Here is a 16,849-nt window from a genome sequence, read left to right on the forward strand (position 1 = left end):
CCGCCAACCCAATTCTGTTGGGTTCAGCATCTTATATCCGTTGTTTCTGTTGAGCCTGCTCAATTAGCTATCAGACGCGGTAAATCTGCTCTTCCACGTCATAGCCACTTGTCATTCTGAGGCGTACTTGCTGTCATTCCGAGCGAGGCGAGAAATCTGGGTTGTTCGTTAGCGGCTAGCTCAGATTCCTCGCTTCACTCGGAATGACAAGCAGCATTGTACAAGCTGGCTAGGTGTGGGCGTAGAGCAGACGAACTAGCCTAATAACACAGAAAAGCCGCTCAGAGCTTATCTGAGCGGCTTTTCTGTAACAAGGCAATCAACGCTTAAAACGACACATTCAGGCGGCCGAAGTAAAAGGCGCCGCTGTAGCCGAACTGGTTGGAGCTGTAAGGGAAGCGGCCCCGGTTGGTGGCATCTAACGTGGAGTAGGTTAGGCTTTGCTCGTTGTTGTTGGGGTCCTGGTAGAGGCGGTCGGGGTAAACGTTGAAGAGGTTGTTGGCCCCAATGCTCACACCCACGTACTTGTGCACTTGGGCGCTGAGTACGAGGTCCGTTACCCACTTGGCCGAGAATGTCTGGTCGATGTAGGAACGGTCGGGGTTGGCGTCCTTGGTTTGGATTTCCCCGAAACGCACCGTGCGCAGGTTCACGCTGAAAATCCGGTAGCCGTAGTCGGCGCTGAGGTTGATTTTGCTGCGGGGCTGGCCGTTTTCAAGGCGGGCGCGCTGAGCCCGGTCAAAGAGGGTGTTTTGCAGGCTGGGGTTGGCATCAATGAAGGACGAGCTGTTAAAGCTGCGCACCGTGGTTTCGTTGAAGTTAGCCGCTGCCGTCAGGGTCAGGCGGCTGTCAGCGCCTAGTTGCAACCGCTCATTGGCTACCACATCCAGGCCCCGGGTACGGGTATTCACGGCGTTGGCAAAGAACTGGATGCCCTGCACCGGCAGCGTGCCAAGAATGGTATTCACGGCCGCATTGCCGCGGTTGAACTGGCTGCTAAGCACAATTCGGTCGTCAATGTCAATCTGGTAGGCATCCACGGTGAGCGTAATCGTGCGGAGTACGCGCGCCGTCAGGCCCAGGCTGTAGTTCTTCGACTTTTCCTGCTTCAGCGAGCCAATGCCGAAGGCCCGGGTTAGGGGGTCGTCGTTGTTGGTGGTGAGCACCTCACGCAGTTCCCCGCTGGTAAACTGGGTGCTGGAGTTGGTAAAGTAGCGCTGCTGCAAGGAGGGCGCCCGGAAGCCGTTGCCCAGGTTGCCGCGCACGGCCAGGTCGGGCAGCAGGCTGTAGCGGGCGGCTAGCTTGCCACTCACGTTGTTGCCAAAATCGGAGTACCGCTCGGCCCTACCTGCCACGCTTACCAGCAGCTTTTCCGTGATGTCACTTTCCAAATCCAGATAGCCAGCCACGTTGGTACGGGTGCGGTTGGTAGCGTCCTGGGGTTTGTAGCCGGGGAAGCCCTGGGCTCCGAAGGCAGCGCGGGCCCCGTTCACGGTGCGGGTGCCGGCCAGGTAGGAGCCTTCCTCACCGGCCTCAATCTCAAATATATCCGTCCGGAATTCCCCCCCGAAAGCCACGTTCAGCGTGCTCAGGGCGGGCACGCTGGTAAACTTGCGCGAGAAGCCCAAGTTCACGGTGTTCTGCTGAAATGTGAGCGTGCCGGCGTAAAACGCCGTGGGGCTAGTGCCCTGGGGCAAAGAAGCGTTCAGCGTATTCGTGACGTCGTAGCGGAGGCTATTACGGCCGTACGTATTGCTCAGATCGGCGGCGAAGCCTAGCACCGTGCCGCGCACCCCCGTAATCAAGGAGGCGTCATCGACGGTGCTGTTAATGAAGGGCAGGTAGCCGTTCGGGTAGATGGTCAGGTCGCTTTGGGTAGCTTGGTTGGGTAGGCGGTAAAGAGCGCCGGCCCGGCCGGTGCGGCGGGTTAGGCCGCCCGTCACGTAAGCTTCCAGCCCCAGGCTCGGGGCCAAAGTATAGGCCGCGTTCAGGAAGCCCCCGTAGGTCCGGACGTCGGAGCTACCCACCCGGATGTTGCGGCGGTTGAAGCCGCGCTCGGCTACCAGGGCATCGTCCTGAGCTTTCAACTCCCGCTTTTGCTGGTCGGTGAGGCCGCTGGGGTAGTTGCCGCCGCTGCCTAGGTAAATTAGTGGGGCCGTATCGGGGCGGCTGCGGTCTACGAAGCTACGGTTACTGAACTGCCCGCTCACGTTCACAAAGCCCCGGCGTCCGAGCCCAAAGCCGGCATTGGCATCAGCCTGCACCAATTCCCCGTCGCCTTCCACTGTCTGGCCCACGGTGCTGCTGGCAAATACGCCGGTGGTGTCGTCCTTAAGTTGGATGTTGATAACGCCGGCAATGGCATCGGAGCCGTACTGAGCCGCCGCGCCTTCGCGTAACACCTCAATGCGTTTGATGGCTGCGGGCGGAATAACGTTCATATCAGTGCCCACGGAGCCCCGACCGGGCGTGCCGTTAATGTTCACCAGGGCCGAGGTATGGCGGCGCTTGCCGTTCACCAGCACCAACACTTGGTCGGGGCCTAAGCCGCGCAGGGTAGCGGGGTCCACGAAGTCGGTGCCATCGGTTACGGTCTGGCGGCTGCTCTGGAAGGAAGGAGCAATGTAAGTCAGGATCTGAGTGACGTCGGTCTGGGCGTAGGCCTTGATTTCGCGGGCCGAAATAACGTCGACGGGCGAGGTAGTCAGGATATTAGACCGGCCCTCCGTGGCGCGCGAGCCAGTGACTACCACCTCATTCAGGGCCGTTTCGTTGTCCGTAAGGCGCACGTCCAGGCTGGTCCGACCGTTGAGGGGGAGTTGCTGGGTAGTGGAACCGATGGCGGAGAAAACCAGGGTGGCCGTGGGTGCTACCTCCAGGCGGTAGCGGCCGTCGGCGTCGGTGCTGGTGCCGTTGGTGGTGCCGCGCTCCAGCACCGTTACGCCCGGCTGGCCCTGCCCGGCAGCATTGGTTACGCGCCCCGATACGGACACGTTCTGGGCCGCAGCAGCCAAGCTGGTCAGCGACAATGCCGCAACCAACCCGATTCGGCTTGGGAAAAGAGAATTCATAAGAAACGGAAAAAGAAACATACGACCAGCCATCAGCGCCCATTCAGGGGCCGGGGCTGGTTCAACTCACGAAAGGGACAGGTTTTCCTTCATCAACACGGAGCCAGCACGCGCGTGAGGCAGCCAGTGAAACCAACGGCCTCTTTGCCGCATACGCAACCTGAGGGCCAGGGGCCGGTAGCGTTCAGCTCAAACAGGAAGCAACAGGAGGAATGAAAAACGGGCAGCTACTAGCCCAGGGGCCGCTCACACGCAGCCATGCACTTTACTTACAACAGCAACAGCAACCTGCGCCCCCGGCTGCCACCACAGCAGCGGACAAGCAAGACATATGCACTAAAACGCCAGTTGGATTCAACCGGCGGGCCTGCCAAGCAGAAGCGGCTGAGAAGTAATTTTTCACGCGGCAATGGTAAAAGACGCAGCCCGAATTACTCCTTTGGGCTGCAAGTGCGGTTACTACAAGCAGCCAGCGGTTTTTGTTTGCGCCTCCCCCTCTTATTTAGGTTACTACTTGCTTAATGAGTGAAGAACAGCGCAGCAGAACATCATGCGGAGTCGGAGGCGAAGCAGTTAGTGTGTTCTGTTGCTAGCGTGAGTCAGCCTGCTTAACCAGAGCCCATTACGCCTACCTATAGGCCTGCCACCACTGCCCAGGCAGTGGCCCGGCGGCTACTTCTACACGCTGTCCGGGAGGGGGTAGTAGGAGCTTCACGGCGGGGCCAGCGGCGGCTACGAGGCGGTCGGCGGGTTGGTGCCAGCTGTGAAAAGCCAGGTTGAACGTGGCCCAGTGCAGGGGCAGCAGGGCCCCGCCGCCCAAGGCCCGATGCGCTACCAGCGCCTCATCGGGGCCCATGTGAATATCGGCCCATTGGGCATCGGCAGCGCCAATTTCGAGCATTACCAAGTCGAAAGGTCCGTAGGCGGCACCTATTTCCCGGAAGCCCGATTCGTAGGGCCCGGAGTCGCCGCCGAAAAAGGCGCGGTGCGTGGGCCCGAGCAGGCACCAGGAGGCCCAGAGCGTATTGTCGCGGGTGAGGCGGCGGCCGGTAAAGTGCCGGGCGGGCGTGGCAACCAGCGTGTGGGTCTCTCCTACCTGAACTTCCTGCCACCAGTCTAGCTCGGTTATCTGGGCGGCGGGCACGCCCCAGCGGCGCAGGTGGGCGCCTACCCCCAGTGGGCAGTAGAAGTGCACTCCCGTTGGGGCCAGCGCCCGAATGGCGTCTTTGTCGAGGTGGTCGTAGTGGTCGTGGGAGAGAATAACGCCGTCTAGTTGGGGCAGTTTGGCAAGTGGTAGCGGCGGGGCGAAAAAGCGCTTGGGCCCCAGGGCTACCGGCGAGGCCCGCAGCCGCCACACTGGGTCAGTCAGAAACCGCTTACCATCAACTTCCAGTAGGGTGCTCGAATGCCCGAACCAGGTAACGCGGAGGGCGGTGGTGGGTACGGGCTCCTGCAAAACGGCCGCATCGGTGCGGAAGGGGCCCAGGGGCCGGCGGGGCTCCCGCTCTTCCTTGCCCAGCAACCAGCGGCGCAATAGGCGCCCGTAGTTCATGGCCATGCTGGTGGGCACGGTGTTCAGGTACTTTTTACCGGTAAAGCGGGAAGGTGTTTTCATAAAATCAGAGGCCCAATAGGCAAGCCTGTACCCGCTGACGAGGCCGCGCCGCTTTTACTTTATGGGGCCGCGAAAAGGGGTAGCTTCTGCCTGCTCCCTTCTCTGCCACCTACCCCGCGCCGGCTGCCCTTAGGGCAACAGCTGGCGCACCACTGGCCACGCTCGCAAAGCCCACTGTTGCATCTGCTTACCGGAGTAGTGCAGCCCGTCATTGGCAAACTGGGTTGGGTCGCCGCCTGCCGCCCGGGTCAGGTCGGTAATATCAACAAAGGCCACGCCAGCCTGGGTGCACTCCTGCCGGGCTACAGCGTTGTACTGGTCGATTTCGGAGGCAATCCGGGCGGGGTCTAGGCGGCGGGCGTAGGGCGACTGGCCCCAGTCTGGGATAGACAGCACCACCACCCGGCCTGGGCGGCCGCCGGCAAAGCGCGTGGCCGTTTGCAGCAATTCCCGAAACTCGGCGCGGTAGGTAGTCAGCGGCAGGCCCTGATACTGGTTGTTCACGCCAATAAGCAAGGAAACTAGCTCGTAGGTGCGCGTAGTATTGCTGGCCCGAATGGCCTGAAGCAGTTGGGCAGTGGTCCAGCCCGTTTGGGCAATGATGTCGGGGGGCTGAATCCCGGCCGTCTGGCCCTGGCGGGCGAGCTGAACGCTCCACCGGTCGGCCTCCCCTACCCCCTCGCCAATGGTGTAAGAGTCGCCGAGGGCCAGGTAGCTGATGGGGGCGCTGTTGGGGGCTGGCGCAGTAGGCACGGAAGGCCGCGGAGCCGGGTCCGAGGTGGGCTGAGTGCAGCTGAACCCCAGCAGCAGGAAGAGAAAAGGGAGAATCCGCATCAGGAAAGCAGGCAGATAGAAAACATGAGCCAGGATGTACGCCATTTCCAGTGCGGCAGATTGCCACCGGCGTTTGCCTACCCCCGGTTTGTCGGCTAACCTGAGGCCGCGCCTACCCCACCCCAAACACGAACGCCCGGCCATAAGACCGGGCGTTCAAAACAAGGTAATTTTCTGCTACCACACAGCTTTTAGGGCTTCTTCCAGCTGCGTGAAGGCGCTGAAACTGACTTTGCCCCGGTCATAGCGAAGCGTTGCTTGGGGCACGGCCCGGGCCAGGGCTTCCACCTGCCGAAAGGCGGTTTTGGCAGGGGCGTTTTCCAGGCCCAGGAACTGCGCCGGAAACGCAGTAGCATTGCCGCGTCCGGGCCCTTCCAACGTAAACAGACCCGTCAGTTTCCAGCCGCCTGCCACGCGCACAGCCCGCAGCTTCAGCTGTTCCTCCGGGCGCTGGGCGGGCACTACCACCTTGGTTGTCAGCAAGCCGCGGGAAGCGTCCAGACTGTCGATGATAAACCCGCGGGAGGCTACATGCTGCCGTAACCGCGTCAGTACGGAGTCAGGCGGAGCAGAAGTGTAGGCCAAAATGATATTGGCCCGGCTAAACGGCGCGCCGTTCGGCTTCGGAGCCTGCTGCTGAGCCACGGCCGCACCAGCTGAGCCCAGCAGCAGACCTACCCCAAGAAGTATCTTGCCTGCCTGCACTACCCAATGGCCTGGTGCAGGTCTTCCAGCAGATCCTCGGCATCCTCAATGCCCACGCTCAAACGAATCAGCGAGTCAGAGAGGCCAGCCTTGCGGCGCTCCTCGGCGGGAATGCTGGCGTGGGTCATGGTGGCGGGGTGGCCCGAAAGGCTTTCCACGCCGCCCAGGCTTTCGGCCAGGGAAAAGAGCTGGAATTTTTCGAGGACTGCAATGGCATCTTCTTTCCGGTCGCCCTGAAGCACGAAGGAAATCATGCCCCCGAAGTCGCGCATCTGCCGGGCGGCCACGGCGTGGTTCGGATGATCCTCGAAGCCCGGCCAGTATACCTTCTCCACTTTGGGGTGGACCTTGAGAAACTCGGCTACTTTGCGGCCATTCTCACAGTGGCGCTGCATGCGCACGTGCAGGGTTTTGAGGCCGCGCAGCACCAGGAAGCAGTCCTGGGGGCCGGGCGTGCCGCCGCAGGCGTTCTGGTAGAAGCTCAGGCGCTCATGCAGCTCATCATTGTTTACAATCACGGCACCCATCACCGTATCGGAGTGGCCGGCCATGTACTTGGTCAGCGAGTACATCACCATATCGGCGCCCAGTTCCAGCGGAGTTTGCAGGTAGGGCGTCGAGAAGGTGTTATCCACCACGAGCAGGGCACCGGCCTTTTTGGCGACGGCCGAAGCGGCGGCAATGTCAATGACGTTGAGCAGGGGGTTGGTAGGCGTTTCCACCCAAATTAGCTTGGTGCGCTCCGTCACGGCGGCTTCCACGGCCGTCATATCGTGCATGGGCACGAAGTGGAACTTGATGCCGTAGTTCTGGTATACCTTAGTAAAGAGACGGTAGGAACCACCGTACAGATCATTAGTGCTGATGACCTCGTCGCCGGGTTGCAGCAGCTTCACGATGCAGTCGATGGCGGCCATGCCGGTAGCGAAAGCCAGGCCGTGCTTGCCGTTGTCGAGGGCCGCCAGCGCATCCTGGAGCTGGGAGCGGGTAGGGTTATGGGTGCGCGAGTACTCGAAACCCTTGTGGTCGCCGGGGGAGCGTTGCACGTAGGTCGAGGTCTGATAAATTGGGGTCATGATGGCCCCGGTGGTGGGGTCTGGGTACACACCCGCGTGGATGGCTTTGGTTCCAAATTTCATAGGACGTAGCGTCAGAAGAGGGGTAGGTGATGGGAGCGGCAAAGGTAAAAAAACAGGCCTCTTTCCCACGTGGCCCCTACAACAGCTAACACGATTAAGTCGCTCGCTTTTCGCCAATTTATTTTCGTGTAGGCAGTGAGAAGCGCGCGGGTTAGCTGGGTATATTCCTATCTTGTCAGCAAAATCTATGTCACCTTTTTCTATTTATACGCTTGAAAAAACTTCTACTTCTTCTGGCTCTGGCCGGGGTACCGGCTGCTAGCTTTGCGGCTACCCCTACCCCCACCTCTACCGACTCAGCCGCCCGCTACCAGGCCAAGGTTGATTCCTTGCAGGCCACGCTCCATTACCAGACGGGGCGCATCACACTACCCGAGAGCGTAGGCGAAATCACGCTGCCCGCTGGCTTCCGCTACCTCGATGCCGCGCAAAGCACGCAGGTGCTCACCAAGTTCTGGGGCAACCCCAACGGCGAGTCCTTGGGCATGATCTTTCCCGACAGCAAAGGCCCCCTGGATGCCGGCAGCTGGGCTTTCGTAGTCGAATACGAGAAGATGGGCTACGTGAAAGACGATGACGCCCAGGACATTGATTACGATGATCTGCTCAAGGACATGCAGGCTGACACCGAAGAAGCCAACCAGGAGCGCGCCGATGCTGGCTACGAGCCCGTTACGTTGGTGGGCTGGGCCGCCAAGCCTTATTATGATAAGAGCCTGAACGTGCTGCACTGGGCTAAGGAGCTGAAGTTTGGGCAAGCCACGGAAAACACGCTCAACTACAACGTGCGCCTGTTAGGCCGCAAGGGCGTACTAAACCTGAACGCCGTAGGCTCGGTGAGTCAGCTTGCTGAGGTGCGCCAAACTATTCCAGCCGTCATCACCAGCATTTCCTTTAGCAAAGGCCTGCAATACGCCGACTTTAACCCCGAGTTGGACGAGGTGGCAGCCTACGGCATTGGCGGGCTGGTAGCGGGCAAGGTGCTGGCCAAAGTAGGTTTCTTCGCCCTGCTTCTTAAGTTCTGGAAAATTGGCCTGGCCCTGCTGGCTGGCGCCTGGACGGCCATCCGCCGCTTCTTCGGAGCCAAAGGCACGGAGGAGCCTGCCCTAGCCGGGGGCCCTACCCCCGACACCGATCCGGAAGCGTAGCCTTCCGAGCCGTTCTTACGTTCTTACCTTCGGGCCGGCCACGTGTGCGCCGGCCCGTTTGTTTTTGCTGCCTATGGCTTTCCTGAAAGAGCTTTTCCACCAGAATACGTCCACCCTGGTTTCCCTTTTTCTGCTGGCGGTGCTGCCACTGGTCGGCGACAGTGCCTTGGCCTGGGGCCTGCACGAAAACGCCGAGTGGTTGCGCAACCCCTCCACGCTGCAAATGCTGCTTTACTTCGTGGTAGTGGCCTTCACCATGACGTTTGCTCTCACCCACACCACGGTGGTCGTGCTGGTAACGGCCTTTTACTTTGGTTGGGCCGGCTTTGCTGGCATGTTGCTGACCTACGTGTTGGCGGCCCTATTCGGGCACATGCTGGCTACCTCCCTCGACAAAGGCAAGCTCATTGGGCTGCTGGAGAAATTCCCGAAGGCCCACGCCATCATGCACGAACTGCGAGCTGACAGTTGGCGCCTAGTGTTGCTTACGCGCCTGTCCCCGGTGTTGCCTTTTGCCCTTATCACCTTTATTCTGGCCGTGATGGGAGTGCCGCGCCGCCAGTTTCTGACGGCTTCGGTGGTCGGAATGCTGCCGCGCACCTTGTTCTTCTACTGGCTCGGAACGAAAGCCCAGGACGTGTTACTGCTCATTCAGGACCCCGACACGGGCACGGCGGGCAAGGTGCTGGTGGTGGTACTGGTAGCGGTATCCCTGTTCGGGCTATACTTCCTATTTACCCGGGCCCTTAAGCGCGCCCTGGAGCGCGGAGTGAAACACGAGGAAAAAAATTTCAGCTGAAATTCAGCGCCTTGCAGCTGCCAGCCAGGTTTTTCAGGACAAATTTCACCTTCTCATTTGCACCGCCCGCTTTTTCCCCGCTATCTTTGCACAACCAAAACGGAGGAACGCTCCGCTACACGGTAAATAACGGTTGCGTAGCTCAATTGGATAGAGCATCTGACTACGAATCAGAAGGTTTAAGGTTCGACTCCTTACGTGACCACCACACACTTGCAAAACCCCGATTCTACCTCAGAATCGGGGTTTTTCTTTTTTAGTTTGTGACGCAGGGTGCGGTTTTACTTTTCAAAACGTTCTAACTGCACTGCTGGCTATGCGTATCCTCATAAATTGCTGCGTGTGCCTACAAACCTAATCTAGGAGCGAAATAGCGCTAGAAGCAGCAGCAGAAATCAAAGCCGTAGGAGTACAGGAGAAACAGTGGCAGCAGTTGCGCACATTGGGCCCCAGTGCACACTTACCAGAACAGAAAAAGCCGGAACTGAGGTCAGTTCCGGCTTTTTCTGTTCTGGTAGCAACCAAGCACTTAAGGCACTTAGTAGTCGGTGTTCTGGGGGTCGAAGTTCGTCCAGCCCGTCAGCCAGTTGTCACTGGAAGCGCCAGTACCAGCGAAGGCGCCCACGTAGCTTACCTTGGTGAAGAAGCTATCCGATACTTTGCTGTCCGTGAAGTTGGCAGTTACACCGTTCGTGGCCACAATGGGCGAGGCGCTACGCGGCAGGAAGCTCGGGGCCGTCAGGTTGAAGGGGTTCAGCAGCTGCACGTTATCAGCAGTGATATAGCGGCGGTTCCCGTTGGCCTTGAGCCAGGTAATTGGCCCGACGGCGCTACCCCAAGCTGAGGAATCGGAGGCCATGACGTTGTTGGTCGTTAGGCTTCCGCCGCCACCCGTGCCACCAATGTAAATGAGGCTGCGCTGCCCACCGGCAGAGTTGGAGCCCGTGAGGCTGCCGGCCACAATGTTGTTTTTGAAGCGCAGGTCGCCGGCCGCGGCGTTGGCGGCTGTCATGACATTGTCAATCAGCACATTAGTGGGGTAGCCCATAATCACTGAGTTCAGGATGCTAATGCTTGAGTTGCGGCGAATGTGGGCGCCCGCCGTGTATTGGGGGCTGTAGCTGCCGCCGCTGGTGTTGATGATGGGCCCCACGGCCGTCACGTTCGTAAATACCGCCGAAGTCTGGGGCTTCGTGGGGTTCGACCGGCTGTCGTTGTCCGACTCAAAGGCCTTCGAGCCCGACTGGTCGGCTTGCAAAGGGTCGCGCAGGGAAACGGCAAACTGCACTTTGCCCGAGAAACCGTTGTCCGTGTCGAAGTCGTCGTCGAAGGTGCGGTGCGACACCAGGTATTTGGCGTTTACAGCGCCGCCAAACCATTCGTAGGCATCGTCGCCGCTGTAGGAAACCTGGATGTGGTCAATGGTCGTGCCGCTACCTACCCCAGCCAGCGTCAGGCCGTTCACTTCATTGTCGGGCGAGAAGGCCACGCCGCCAAACTCGATGCGCACATATTGCAGCGTACCAGAGTTGTCGGCTTCGTTGGTGCCGCCGTATTTGGTATCAATGCCTCCTTCTACCACGGGCTGCGAGGTGCCCGTCAGGGTGTTCACCGGCGCGTTGCCGGCAATGATAACGCCACCCCAGTCGCCGTAGTTACGGGCGCCTTTCGGCTGGTTAGAAGTAAAGATAATGGGCTTATCGGCCGTGCCTGCGGCAATCAGCTTAGCGCCAGGCTCCACAATAAGCGCGCCTTTGGTGTCCTTATCCCCTTTAATAATGGTGCCTGCCTCAATGGTCAGGGTAGCGCCGGAACGCACGTACACGAAGCCCTTCAGCAGGTATTTGTTGCTCGCCGACCAGGTGGTGTTGGTGGTGATGGACGTGATACCCGTGCCGCCTACCGTTACTACCTGCCCGGTGGGGGTAGTGGTGGGTGGCGTGGGGGTGGTGCCGCTGCCGGTTACGTTGGGAGCCGGCGTTGTGTCCTCCTTGCTGCAGGCCGCCAGGCCTACTAACAGCGTGGCAGCCAAAGCCAGGGATACCGTGTTCTTTTTCATACGAAGGGTGAAATGAAACTCGTTGCGGAAAGGCAGAGAAAGGAAACGTTAGGGAAGCGGCGTGAGCGCGCGGGCGCGGGGCTCCAGGTTGAAGCGCAGGCCCAGCGTGTAGTAAGTGCCCCGGCGGTAGCCGGCCAGCGAAGGATCATTCTTCGCCTCATACTTTTTGTCGCGGTTGAAGTCTTGCACCAGGTTCACTTTCTGGTTGAGCACGTCCTGCACTCCAGCGTTCAGGGTCAGGCGGCTGGTGACCGTTTTGGTCAAGGAAAGGTCCACGGTGTGGCGGGGCAGCTCTACCACGTCGGGGTAGTCGTTGCTGCCAGCAAACAGAATGCGGGGGCCGAACACGTTGTAAAGCGCCGTTACCTGCCAGCTGTTGGTGGGCGTCTGGTAGTACAAGCCGCCGTTGAACACGTAGGGCGACTGGCCCTGGAGGGCGCGCTTCTGGTCCCAGGCCACAAAGTTCTCGCCCAAGGATACCTGGCTCTTAATTAGGGAGGCGTTGAATACGGCCGAGAGGTTGCGCAGGCCAGTCGTCCCGAAGGCGTTGTCGAGGAAGTTGAGGCTTTTCTTCAGGTCCAGCTCCAGCCCGTAGGCGTAGGCGCTCGGGGCATTGGCGAAGGTGTAGGCCAGGTTGGTGGTCAGCACCACCGTGTTTTCAATGGGATTATGAAACTTCTTGTAGAAGGCGCCCACGTGAATCAGCTCCCCGCTGGAGGGGTAGAACTCGTAGCGGAAATCCAGGTTGTCGATGGTAGCTACCTTGAGCGGCGTCAGCGGATTCAGGTACAACGAGCCGTAGTTCAGCACGTTGAAGTCGAAGTCGTAGTAGAAAAATGGGGCAGCTTCGCGGAACTCGGGGCGGTTAAGGCTGCGGCCGTAGGAAGCCCGCACCAGGTTTTTCTCGTTGATGCTGTAGCTGAAGTTGGCGGAAGGCAGCACGAAGTTGGTGGTTACCTCCTGCTCCACGGGCTGACCGTTGATGCCCGTAGCAATGGACTGCACGTTCCGCTCGTAGCGGGCACCGGTTACCAGCTTGAGCTTTTCCGTGATGGGGATATTGAAGGAGAGGTAGGCCGCCTCTAGCTCATTGGAGGCGCTGTAGCGGTAAGTCGAGTTCAGGTCTTCGGTCAGGCGGAAGCCGTCGGCGCCAATGTTCTGGGGGTCAAAGATGTTGCCTACGGCCTCACTGCGCAGCCCTTGCAGGCCCGCCGCGTTCAGGGAATAGCCAAAGGCCCGGGCCTGGAAATGGCGCTTCCGATACTCCAGGTACGTTCCTGCCCCAATCTCCACGGTCCGCTCCGCTACCTTCACTTGGTGCTTAAGGTTGGCGTTCAGGGTGTAGCTGTGCTCGGAAAGTTTCTGGTACAGGCGGCCGGCGTTGTTCACGTCTACCTGGCCGGCACCCGGAGTTAGCACGGTTTCAGTAGGGGCACCGCCTTCGGTAGTCGAAGGAATCGATTGGTACGACACGCGGCGCAGGTCGGGCTCGTTGCGGTTCGAGTAGCCGTAGCCACCTACCCAATCGAGGGTCGTTTTCTCCTTATTAAAGGTGTGCTGGCCTGCCAACTGGCCGGTGTAGGTGGTGCGGCCCTGGTAGCCGAGCTGGTAGCTGTTACGCACCAGGCGGCCGTCGTTGTCGTAGCCCTGGCGGGTGGTTACCTGGTTGCGGCCCTGCTGGTTGAACAGGTTGCGCAACTCCAGCCGGTCGCCGTTGTCTAGCACCACGTTAAAGTTCTGGATGGCCCCCAGGCGCACGTTGTTCGAAGATTGATCATCCTTGAACTGGTCGGTGCGCTGGCCGGCTCCGTCGAACTGGTTGCGGTCAATCTGGAAGCGGGTAAACGTGTTGGTGTAGTTTACCGACGTGATGCTGCCGATGGTCAGGTTTTTCAGGTTGATCTGGTTCAGATAGGCCGCGTTAAAGCGCACATCCGGCATGGCCTTCATTTTGTAAATCGGGAAGGTATTCTCGAGCTGTTTGGCGTAGAAATCCCGCTCATACTGTTGGTAGGCAGTGCCCAGGGTAGGGAAGCCGCCCGGCAGCCCCCGCTTCACGGCACCAAACCCGAAGGCGTCGCCGGCCTGCGTTTTGTCGGTGAAAAAGTCCTTACCCGTGGTGCCGTTGCGGTACCCCGAGGAGTAGTTGGCCGTCAATAGGCGCTCATTCTGGGCTGGCTTGCGCAGGTACACTTTTACCAGGCCGCCCGCAAAATCACCGGGCAGTTCCGGCGAGGGGTCTTTAAACACCAGCACCCGATCGAGCAGGGAGCTGGGCACAATGTCGAAGGAAAAGGATTTGCGGTCAGTTTCGGAGCTGGGCGCCGTTACATCATTGAGCCACACGGCGTTGTACCGGTCGCTCAGGCCACGCACCTGAATAAAGCGGTTGTCGACGATGGTTACGCCCGGAATGCGCCGCACAACCTCAGCCGCGTCCCGGTCCTGGGTTTTCACGATTTGCTCCGACGAAACCCCGCTCACGACCACGTTGGCCTGCTTGATTTCCGAGATGACTGAGACTTCCGTGTTAGTGCGGCGCACGCCCGTTACCACTACCTCGCTGAGCTGCTGCTGGTCGGTTTCCAGCTGAGTGTTTACTACGGTCGTTTTGCCGGCCGTCACGGTTACTTTCTGGATGGTTGTGGTTTTGTACGAGACGGACGACACCACCAAGGCGTACTCCCCAACCGGTACTTTTTCCAGCCGGAAGTTGCCATCCACGTCGGTGGGGCCGCCAATGCTGGTTTTATCCAGGTGGACCGTGCCACCCACTATTCCTTCGCGGGTGGCGGCGTCCTTCACTACCCCTTGAATAGTACCGGTGCTCTGCGCCAGGGCCGTAAACAAGGTACCGCAGCAGAGGAGAAAAACGAGGGTAATCCGGGTAATTGTGTTCTGCATAGTGGCAGCAAAAGTAGACCCACCCTGTTACCCCAATATGCCCCCTAGTTTATTGAATTGTTACCTGACTCAGCCGCCCGCAGCGCAGCGCCCTGGCGCCCTATTATATCATATATTTTTGTTTATCAACCGCTTACAATTTTCACTTGCATGGTTAAAAGCCGCGCGACTGAATGCTACCAGCCGCGTCTGCTGGGCTGGCGCGCGAGCCTAAGGAGCTAGCTGACGGCCCGTTGCAGTGCCCAGCTTCTACCCGCCCGTTGGGGGTAGCCGATCCGTGTGCTTTTTGCTTGTAATAAAGGAGAAGTAAGCTCGCCTGAATACCTGCGTTACTGCGCTGGGCCTATTGATTCTTCCGACCAACCTACTAGCACCAGTGGGGTGCCGCGAACCTGAATGTGAATTATCTTTTTATAGAAGGGACTTTTTTGTGAGCTGAGCCGTTTGTCGGTATGCTGCTGCTACCTGCTACTCCTTATGCAACTTGTCGCCTACCGACCTGAATATCGGATTTACCTAGACCTGCTTCACAACCACGTAGTATATGAGCGGCGTGCTGAGCAAACGCTAGCCCAGGACATACCCTATTTTTTAGCTGACTGGCAGCGCGTTTTGCAGCAGCTCCGCCCGGGCTTTACCATGCTCTGCGACGTGTCGCGCACGCTGGGGCCCAATGTGCGCCTGCTGCCCCTGTACGTGACGCTGCGGGAGCTGCTTAAAGCAGCCGGACTAGCCGCTATGGCTGAGGTTCACCCCTTCTCGCTTACCATGCAGCCCCTGAGTCGGGCCTTGGGGGAGCGGCTGGCGTTGCCTGTTTTTCGGTTTACAGACCGGGCCGAGGCAGAGCGCTTTTTGCAGGAACACAACGCGCCGGTAACGTCTGGGTTCGTAGCCTGAGCGTGAAGGTGGGTCGGCTGCCGCAGCCTGCCTATCTTTGCGGCCGCGAACGAGGCTCGCCCCAACGTTTTGGGCGGCTAGGTGGTTATACTGCTGCGTTCTGGTCGCCATCTTTTTAATTTCACCTTCTGCTAATGAATTCTGTTTCCACCGATATCTGCATTATCGGAGCTGGCCCGGTGGGGCTGTTTGCCGTATTCGAAGCGGGCCTGCTGAAGCTGCGCTGTCACGTAGTCGACGCCCTACCCCAGGTAGGCGGGCAGCTGTCGGAGATTTATCCCAAGAAGCCCATCTATGATATTCCCGGTTTTCCGGAAGTGCTGGCCGGTGACCTGGTTCAGAACCTGATGCGCCAGATTGAGCCCTTCCACCCTACGTTTACCTTGGGTGAGCGGGTAGAAGGCTACGAAAAGCTTGAGGACGGCTCTTTCCGGGTGACTACCATTGACGGCACCGAAATTCTGTGCAAGGCCATTGCTATTGCTGGCGGCCTGGGCTCCTTTGAGCCGCGCAAGCCGGCCATCGACAGCCTAGCTGATTTTGAGGGTGGCAAGGGCGTGTACTACATGGTGCGCGACCCCGAAACCTTCCGCGACCAGCGCCTAGTTATTGCCGGCGGCGGCGACTCGGCTCTGGACTGGACCATTTTCCTGGCCGATGTGGCCAAGGAAGTAACCCTGGTACACCGCGGCACTACCTTCCGCGGGGCCGCCGACTCGGCCGAGAAAGTAAAGAACCTGCACGAGGCCGGCAAAGTGAAGTTGGTGCTGAGCAGCAACGTAACGCACGTACACGGCAACGGCCAGCTGCACGGCGTCACGATTACGGCCAACGACGGCACGGCTGCGCAGGTAGAGGCCGACTCGTTTATTCCGCTGTTCGGCCTCACGCCCAAGCTGGGGCCCATTGGCGAGTGGGGGCTGGAGCTGGAAGATGATGCCGTGAAAGTAAATACCGTGGACTACTCCACTTCCGAGCCCGGTATTTTTGCCATCGGCGACATTAACACGTATCCGGGCAAGCTCAAGCTCATTCTCTGCGGCTTCCACGAGGCCGCCCTGATGTGCCAGGGAGCATTCAAGTACATCAACCCCGACAAGAAATACGTACTCAAGTACACCACTGTAAACGGGGTACCCACCTTGTAAGGTTAGGAGGGTAAGAGGGTGTGAGGGCAGGAGTTTGCAGCAGCACCTTCTTACTTTTTTTCCCTCACGCCCTCCTACCCTCTTACCCTCACACCCTATAATATGACCGACGAAGTACGCGTGTATGTGGAGGAAGCCCCCGGCCAGCGCCGGGAGGTAGTTGCCCCCACCGATATGGGCCTGAGCCTGATGGAAATCATGAAGGCCGATGGCTACGACATTCAGGCTACCTGCGGCGGCATGGCCTTGTGCGGCACCTGCCACGTGGAGGTGCTGGCCGGTCCTGAGCTGCCGGAACCCAGCGACGATGAGCTGGCCATGCTGGAAAGCCTGCCCGTGATGACCCAGGGTAGCCGCCTCTCCTGCCAAATCCGCATTACCCCCCGCCTCGACGGGCTAGTAGTGCGCCTCATGCCCCAAGACGCGTAAGGGGTAGCGGCTAAGCAGCCTGCAAACAAAAAGCAGAACCCTGCGGTGCTAGCACCGCAGGGTTCTGCTTTTTGTTTGCAGGCTGCTAGGCTGGTCTGGGG

At 59.4% G+C, this 16,849-nt stretch carries 12 protein-coding genes and 1 tRNA gene; 6 read left to right on the plus strand and 7 right to left on the minus strand.

Annotated features, from left to right (window positions below; translation table 11 throughout):
* Window positions 1–326: 326 nt before the first annotated feature.
* The 5 genes from MWH26_RS13890 to MWH26_RS13910 form a co-directional block, all read right to left on the minus strand.
* Window positions 327–3,071, minus strand: coding sequence for a TonB-dependent receptor (locus MWH26_RS13890; RefSeq protein ID WP_247974761.1), 2,745 nt, complete (start codon window positions 3,069–3,071; stop codon window positions 327–329).
* A 628-nt stretch (window positions 3,072–3,699) separates the two neighbouring features.
* Window positions 3,700–4,686, minus strand: a complete 987-nt coding sequence (locus MWH26_RS13895; RefSeq protein ID WP_247974762.1) for an MBL fold metallo-hydrolase — start codon at window positions 4,684–4,686, stop codon at window positions 3,700–3,702.
* A 129-nt stretch (window positions 4,687–4,815) separates the two neighbouring features.
* A complete protein-coding gene (locus MWH26_RS13900; RefSeq protein WP_247974763.1) occupies window positions 4,816–5,520 on the minus strand; it encodes an SGNH/GDSL hydrolase family protein in 705 nt (234 codons plus the stop codon).
* A 177-nt stretch (window positions 5,521–5,697) separates the two neighbouring features.
* Window positions 5,698–6,225 carry a hypothetical protein gene (locus MWH26_RS13905; protein ID WP_247974764.1) on the minus strand — a complete coding sequence of 176 codons (528 nt, stop codon included), beginning with the start codon at window positions 6,223–6,225 and terminating at the stop codon, window positions 5,698–5,700.
* Window positions 6,225–7,364, minus strand: a complete 1,140-nt coding sequence (locus MWH26_RS13910) for a cystathionine gamma-synthase (protein ID WP_247974765.1) — start codon at window positions 7,362–7,364, stop codon at window positions 6,225–6,227. The genes MWH26_RS13905 and MWH26_RS13910 overlap by 1 nt, the downstream gene beginning before the upstream one ends.
* A gap of 212 nt (window positions 7,365–7,576) precedes the next feature.
* On the opposite strand from MWH26_RS13910, the gene MWH26_RS13915 reads away from it, so the two are divergent.
* From MWH26_RS13915 to MWH26_RS13925, 3 genes are all read left to right on the plus strand, one after another.
* The gene (locus MWH26_RS13915) at window positions 7,577–8,512 is read left to right on the plus strand and encodes a DUF2167 domain-containing protein (protein WP_247974766.1); all 936 of its coding nucleotides are present in this window, start codon (window positions 7,577–7,579) and stop codon (window positions 8,510–8,512) included.
* Window positions 8,513–8,585: 73 nt separating this feature from the next.
* On the plus strand, window positions 8,586–9,311 hold the full coding sequence (locus MWH26_RS13920; protein WP_247974767.1) for a TVP38/TMEM64 family protein: 726 nt from the start codon (window positions 8,586–8,588) through the stop codon (window positions 9,309–9,311).
* 131 nt (window positions 9,312–9,442) lie between these two features.
* Window positions 9,443–9,519 (plus strand) — tRNA-Arg (locus MWH26_RS13925).
* A 330-nt stretch (window positions 9,520–9,849) separates the two neighbouring features.
* Here the strand turns inward: MWH26_RS13925 and MWH26_RS13930 are convergent.
* Together MWH26_RS13930 and MWH26_RS13935 are read right to left on the minus strand one after the other, a co-directional pair.
* Window positions 9,850–11,370: a beta-helix domain-containing protein gene (locus tag MWH26_RS13930; protein WP_247974768.1), complete on the minus strand. Its 1,521-nt coding sequence runs from the start codon at window positions 11,368–11,370 to the stop codon at window positions 9,850–9,852.
* Between the two features lie 48 nt (window positions 11,371–11,418).
* On the minus strand, window positions 11,419–14,274 hold the full coding sequence (locus tag MWH26_RS13935) for a TonB-dependent receptor (RefSeq protein WP_247974769.1): 2,856 nt from the start codon (window positions 14,272–14,274) through the stop codon (window positions 11,419–11,421).
* Between the two features lie 477 nt (window positions 14,275–14,751).
* Between MWH26_RS13935 and MWH26_RS13940 the strand changes: the two genes are divergently transcribed.
* The 3 genes from MWH26_RS13940 (at window position 14,752) to MWH26_RS13950 (ending at window position 16,748) form a co-directional block, all read left to right on the plus strand.
* Complete coding sequence (locus MWH26_RS13940; protein WP_247974770.1) at window positions 14,752–15,171, plus strand: hypothetical protein; 420 nt, start codon at window positions 14,752–14,754, stop codon at window positions 15,169–15,171.
* A 134-nt stretch (window positions 15,172–15,305) separates the two neighbouring features.
* Window positions 15,306–16,319, plus strand: coding sequence for an NAD(P)/FAD-dependent oxidoreductase (locus tag MWH26_RS13945; RefSeq protein ID WP_244697212.1), 1,014 nt, complete (start codon window positions 15,306–15,308; stop codon window positions 16,317–16,319).
* A 102-nt stretch (window positions 16,320–16,421) separates the two neighbouring features.
* A complete protein-coding gene (locus MWH26_RS13950) occupies window positions 16,422–16,748 on the plus strand; it encodes a 2Fe-2S iron-sulfur cluster-binding protein (RefSeq protein WP_188556204.1) in 327 nt (108 codons plus the stop codon).
* The last annotated feature ends 101 nt before the right edge of the window (window positions 16,749–16,849 follow it).

The organism is Hymenobacter sublimis, from assembly GCF_023101345.1.
GTDB classification, from domain to species: Bacteria; Bacteroidota; Bacteroidia; order Cytophagales; family Hymenobacteraceae; genus Hymenobacter; species Hymenobacter sublimis.

Excerpts from the sequence above, each read along its gene's own strand:
- MWH26_RS13890 (WP_247974761.1), bottom strand. The coding sequence starts at position 3,071 with ATGAATTCTCTTTTCCCAAGCCGAATCGGGTTGGTTGCGGCATTGTCG.
- MWH26_RS13895 (WP_247974762.1), bottom strand. The coding sequence starts at position 4,686 with ATGAAAACACCTTCCCGCTTTACCGGTAAAAAGTACCTGAACACCGTG.
- MWH26_RS13900 (WP_247974763.1), bottom strand. The coding sequence starts at position 5,520 with ATGCGGATTCTCCCTTTTCTCTTCCTGCTGCTGGGGTTCAGCTGCACT.
- MWH26_RS13910 (WP_247974765.1), bottom strand. The coding sequence starts at position 7,364 with ATGAAATTTGGAACCAAAGCCATCCACGCGGGTGTGTACCCAGACCCC.
- MWH26_RS13920 (WP_247974767.1), top strand. The coding sequence starts at position 8,586 with ATGGCTTTCCTGAAAGAGCTTTTCCACCAGAATACGTCCACCCTGGTT.
- MWH26_RS13930 (WP_247974768.1), bottom strand. The coding sequence starts at position 11,370 with ATGAAAAAGAACACGGTATCCCTGGCTTTGGCTGCCACGCTGTTAGTA.
- MWH26_RS13935 (WP_247974769.1), bottom strand. The coding sequence starts at position 14,274 with ATGCAGAACACAATTACCCGGATTACCCTCGTTTTTCTCCTCTGCTGC.
- MWH26_RS13940 (WP_247974770.1), top strand. The coding sequence starts at position 14,752 with ATGCAACTTGTCGCCTACCGACCTGAATATCGGATTTACCTAGACCTG.
- MWH26_RS13945 (WP_244697212.1), top strand. The coding sequence starts at position 15,306 with ATGAATTCTGTTTCCACCGATATCTGCATTATCGGAGCTGGCCCGGTG.
- MWH26_RS13950 (WP_188556204.1), top strand. The coding sequence starts at position 16,422 with ATGACCGACGAAGTACGCGTGTATGTGGAGGAAGCCCCCGGCCAGCGC.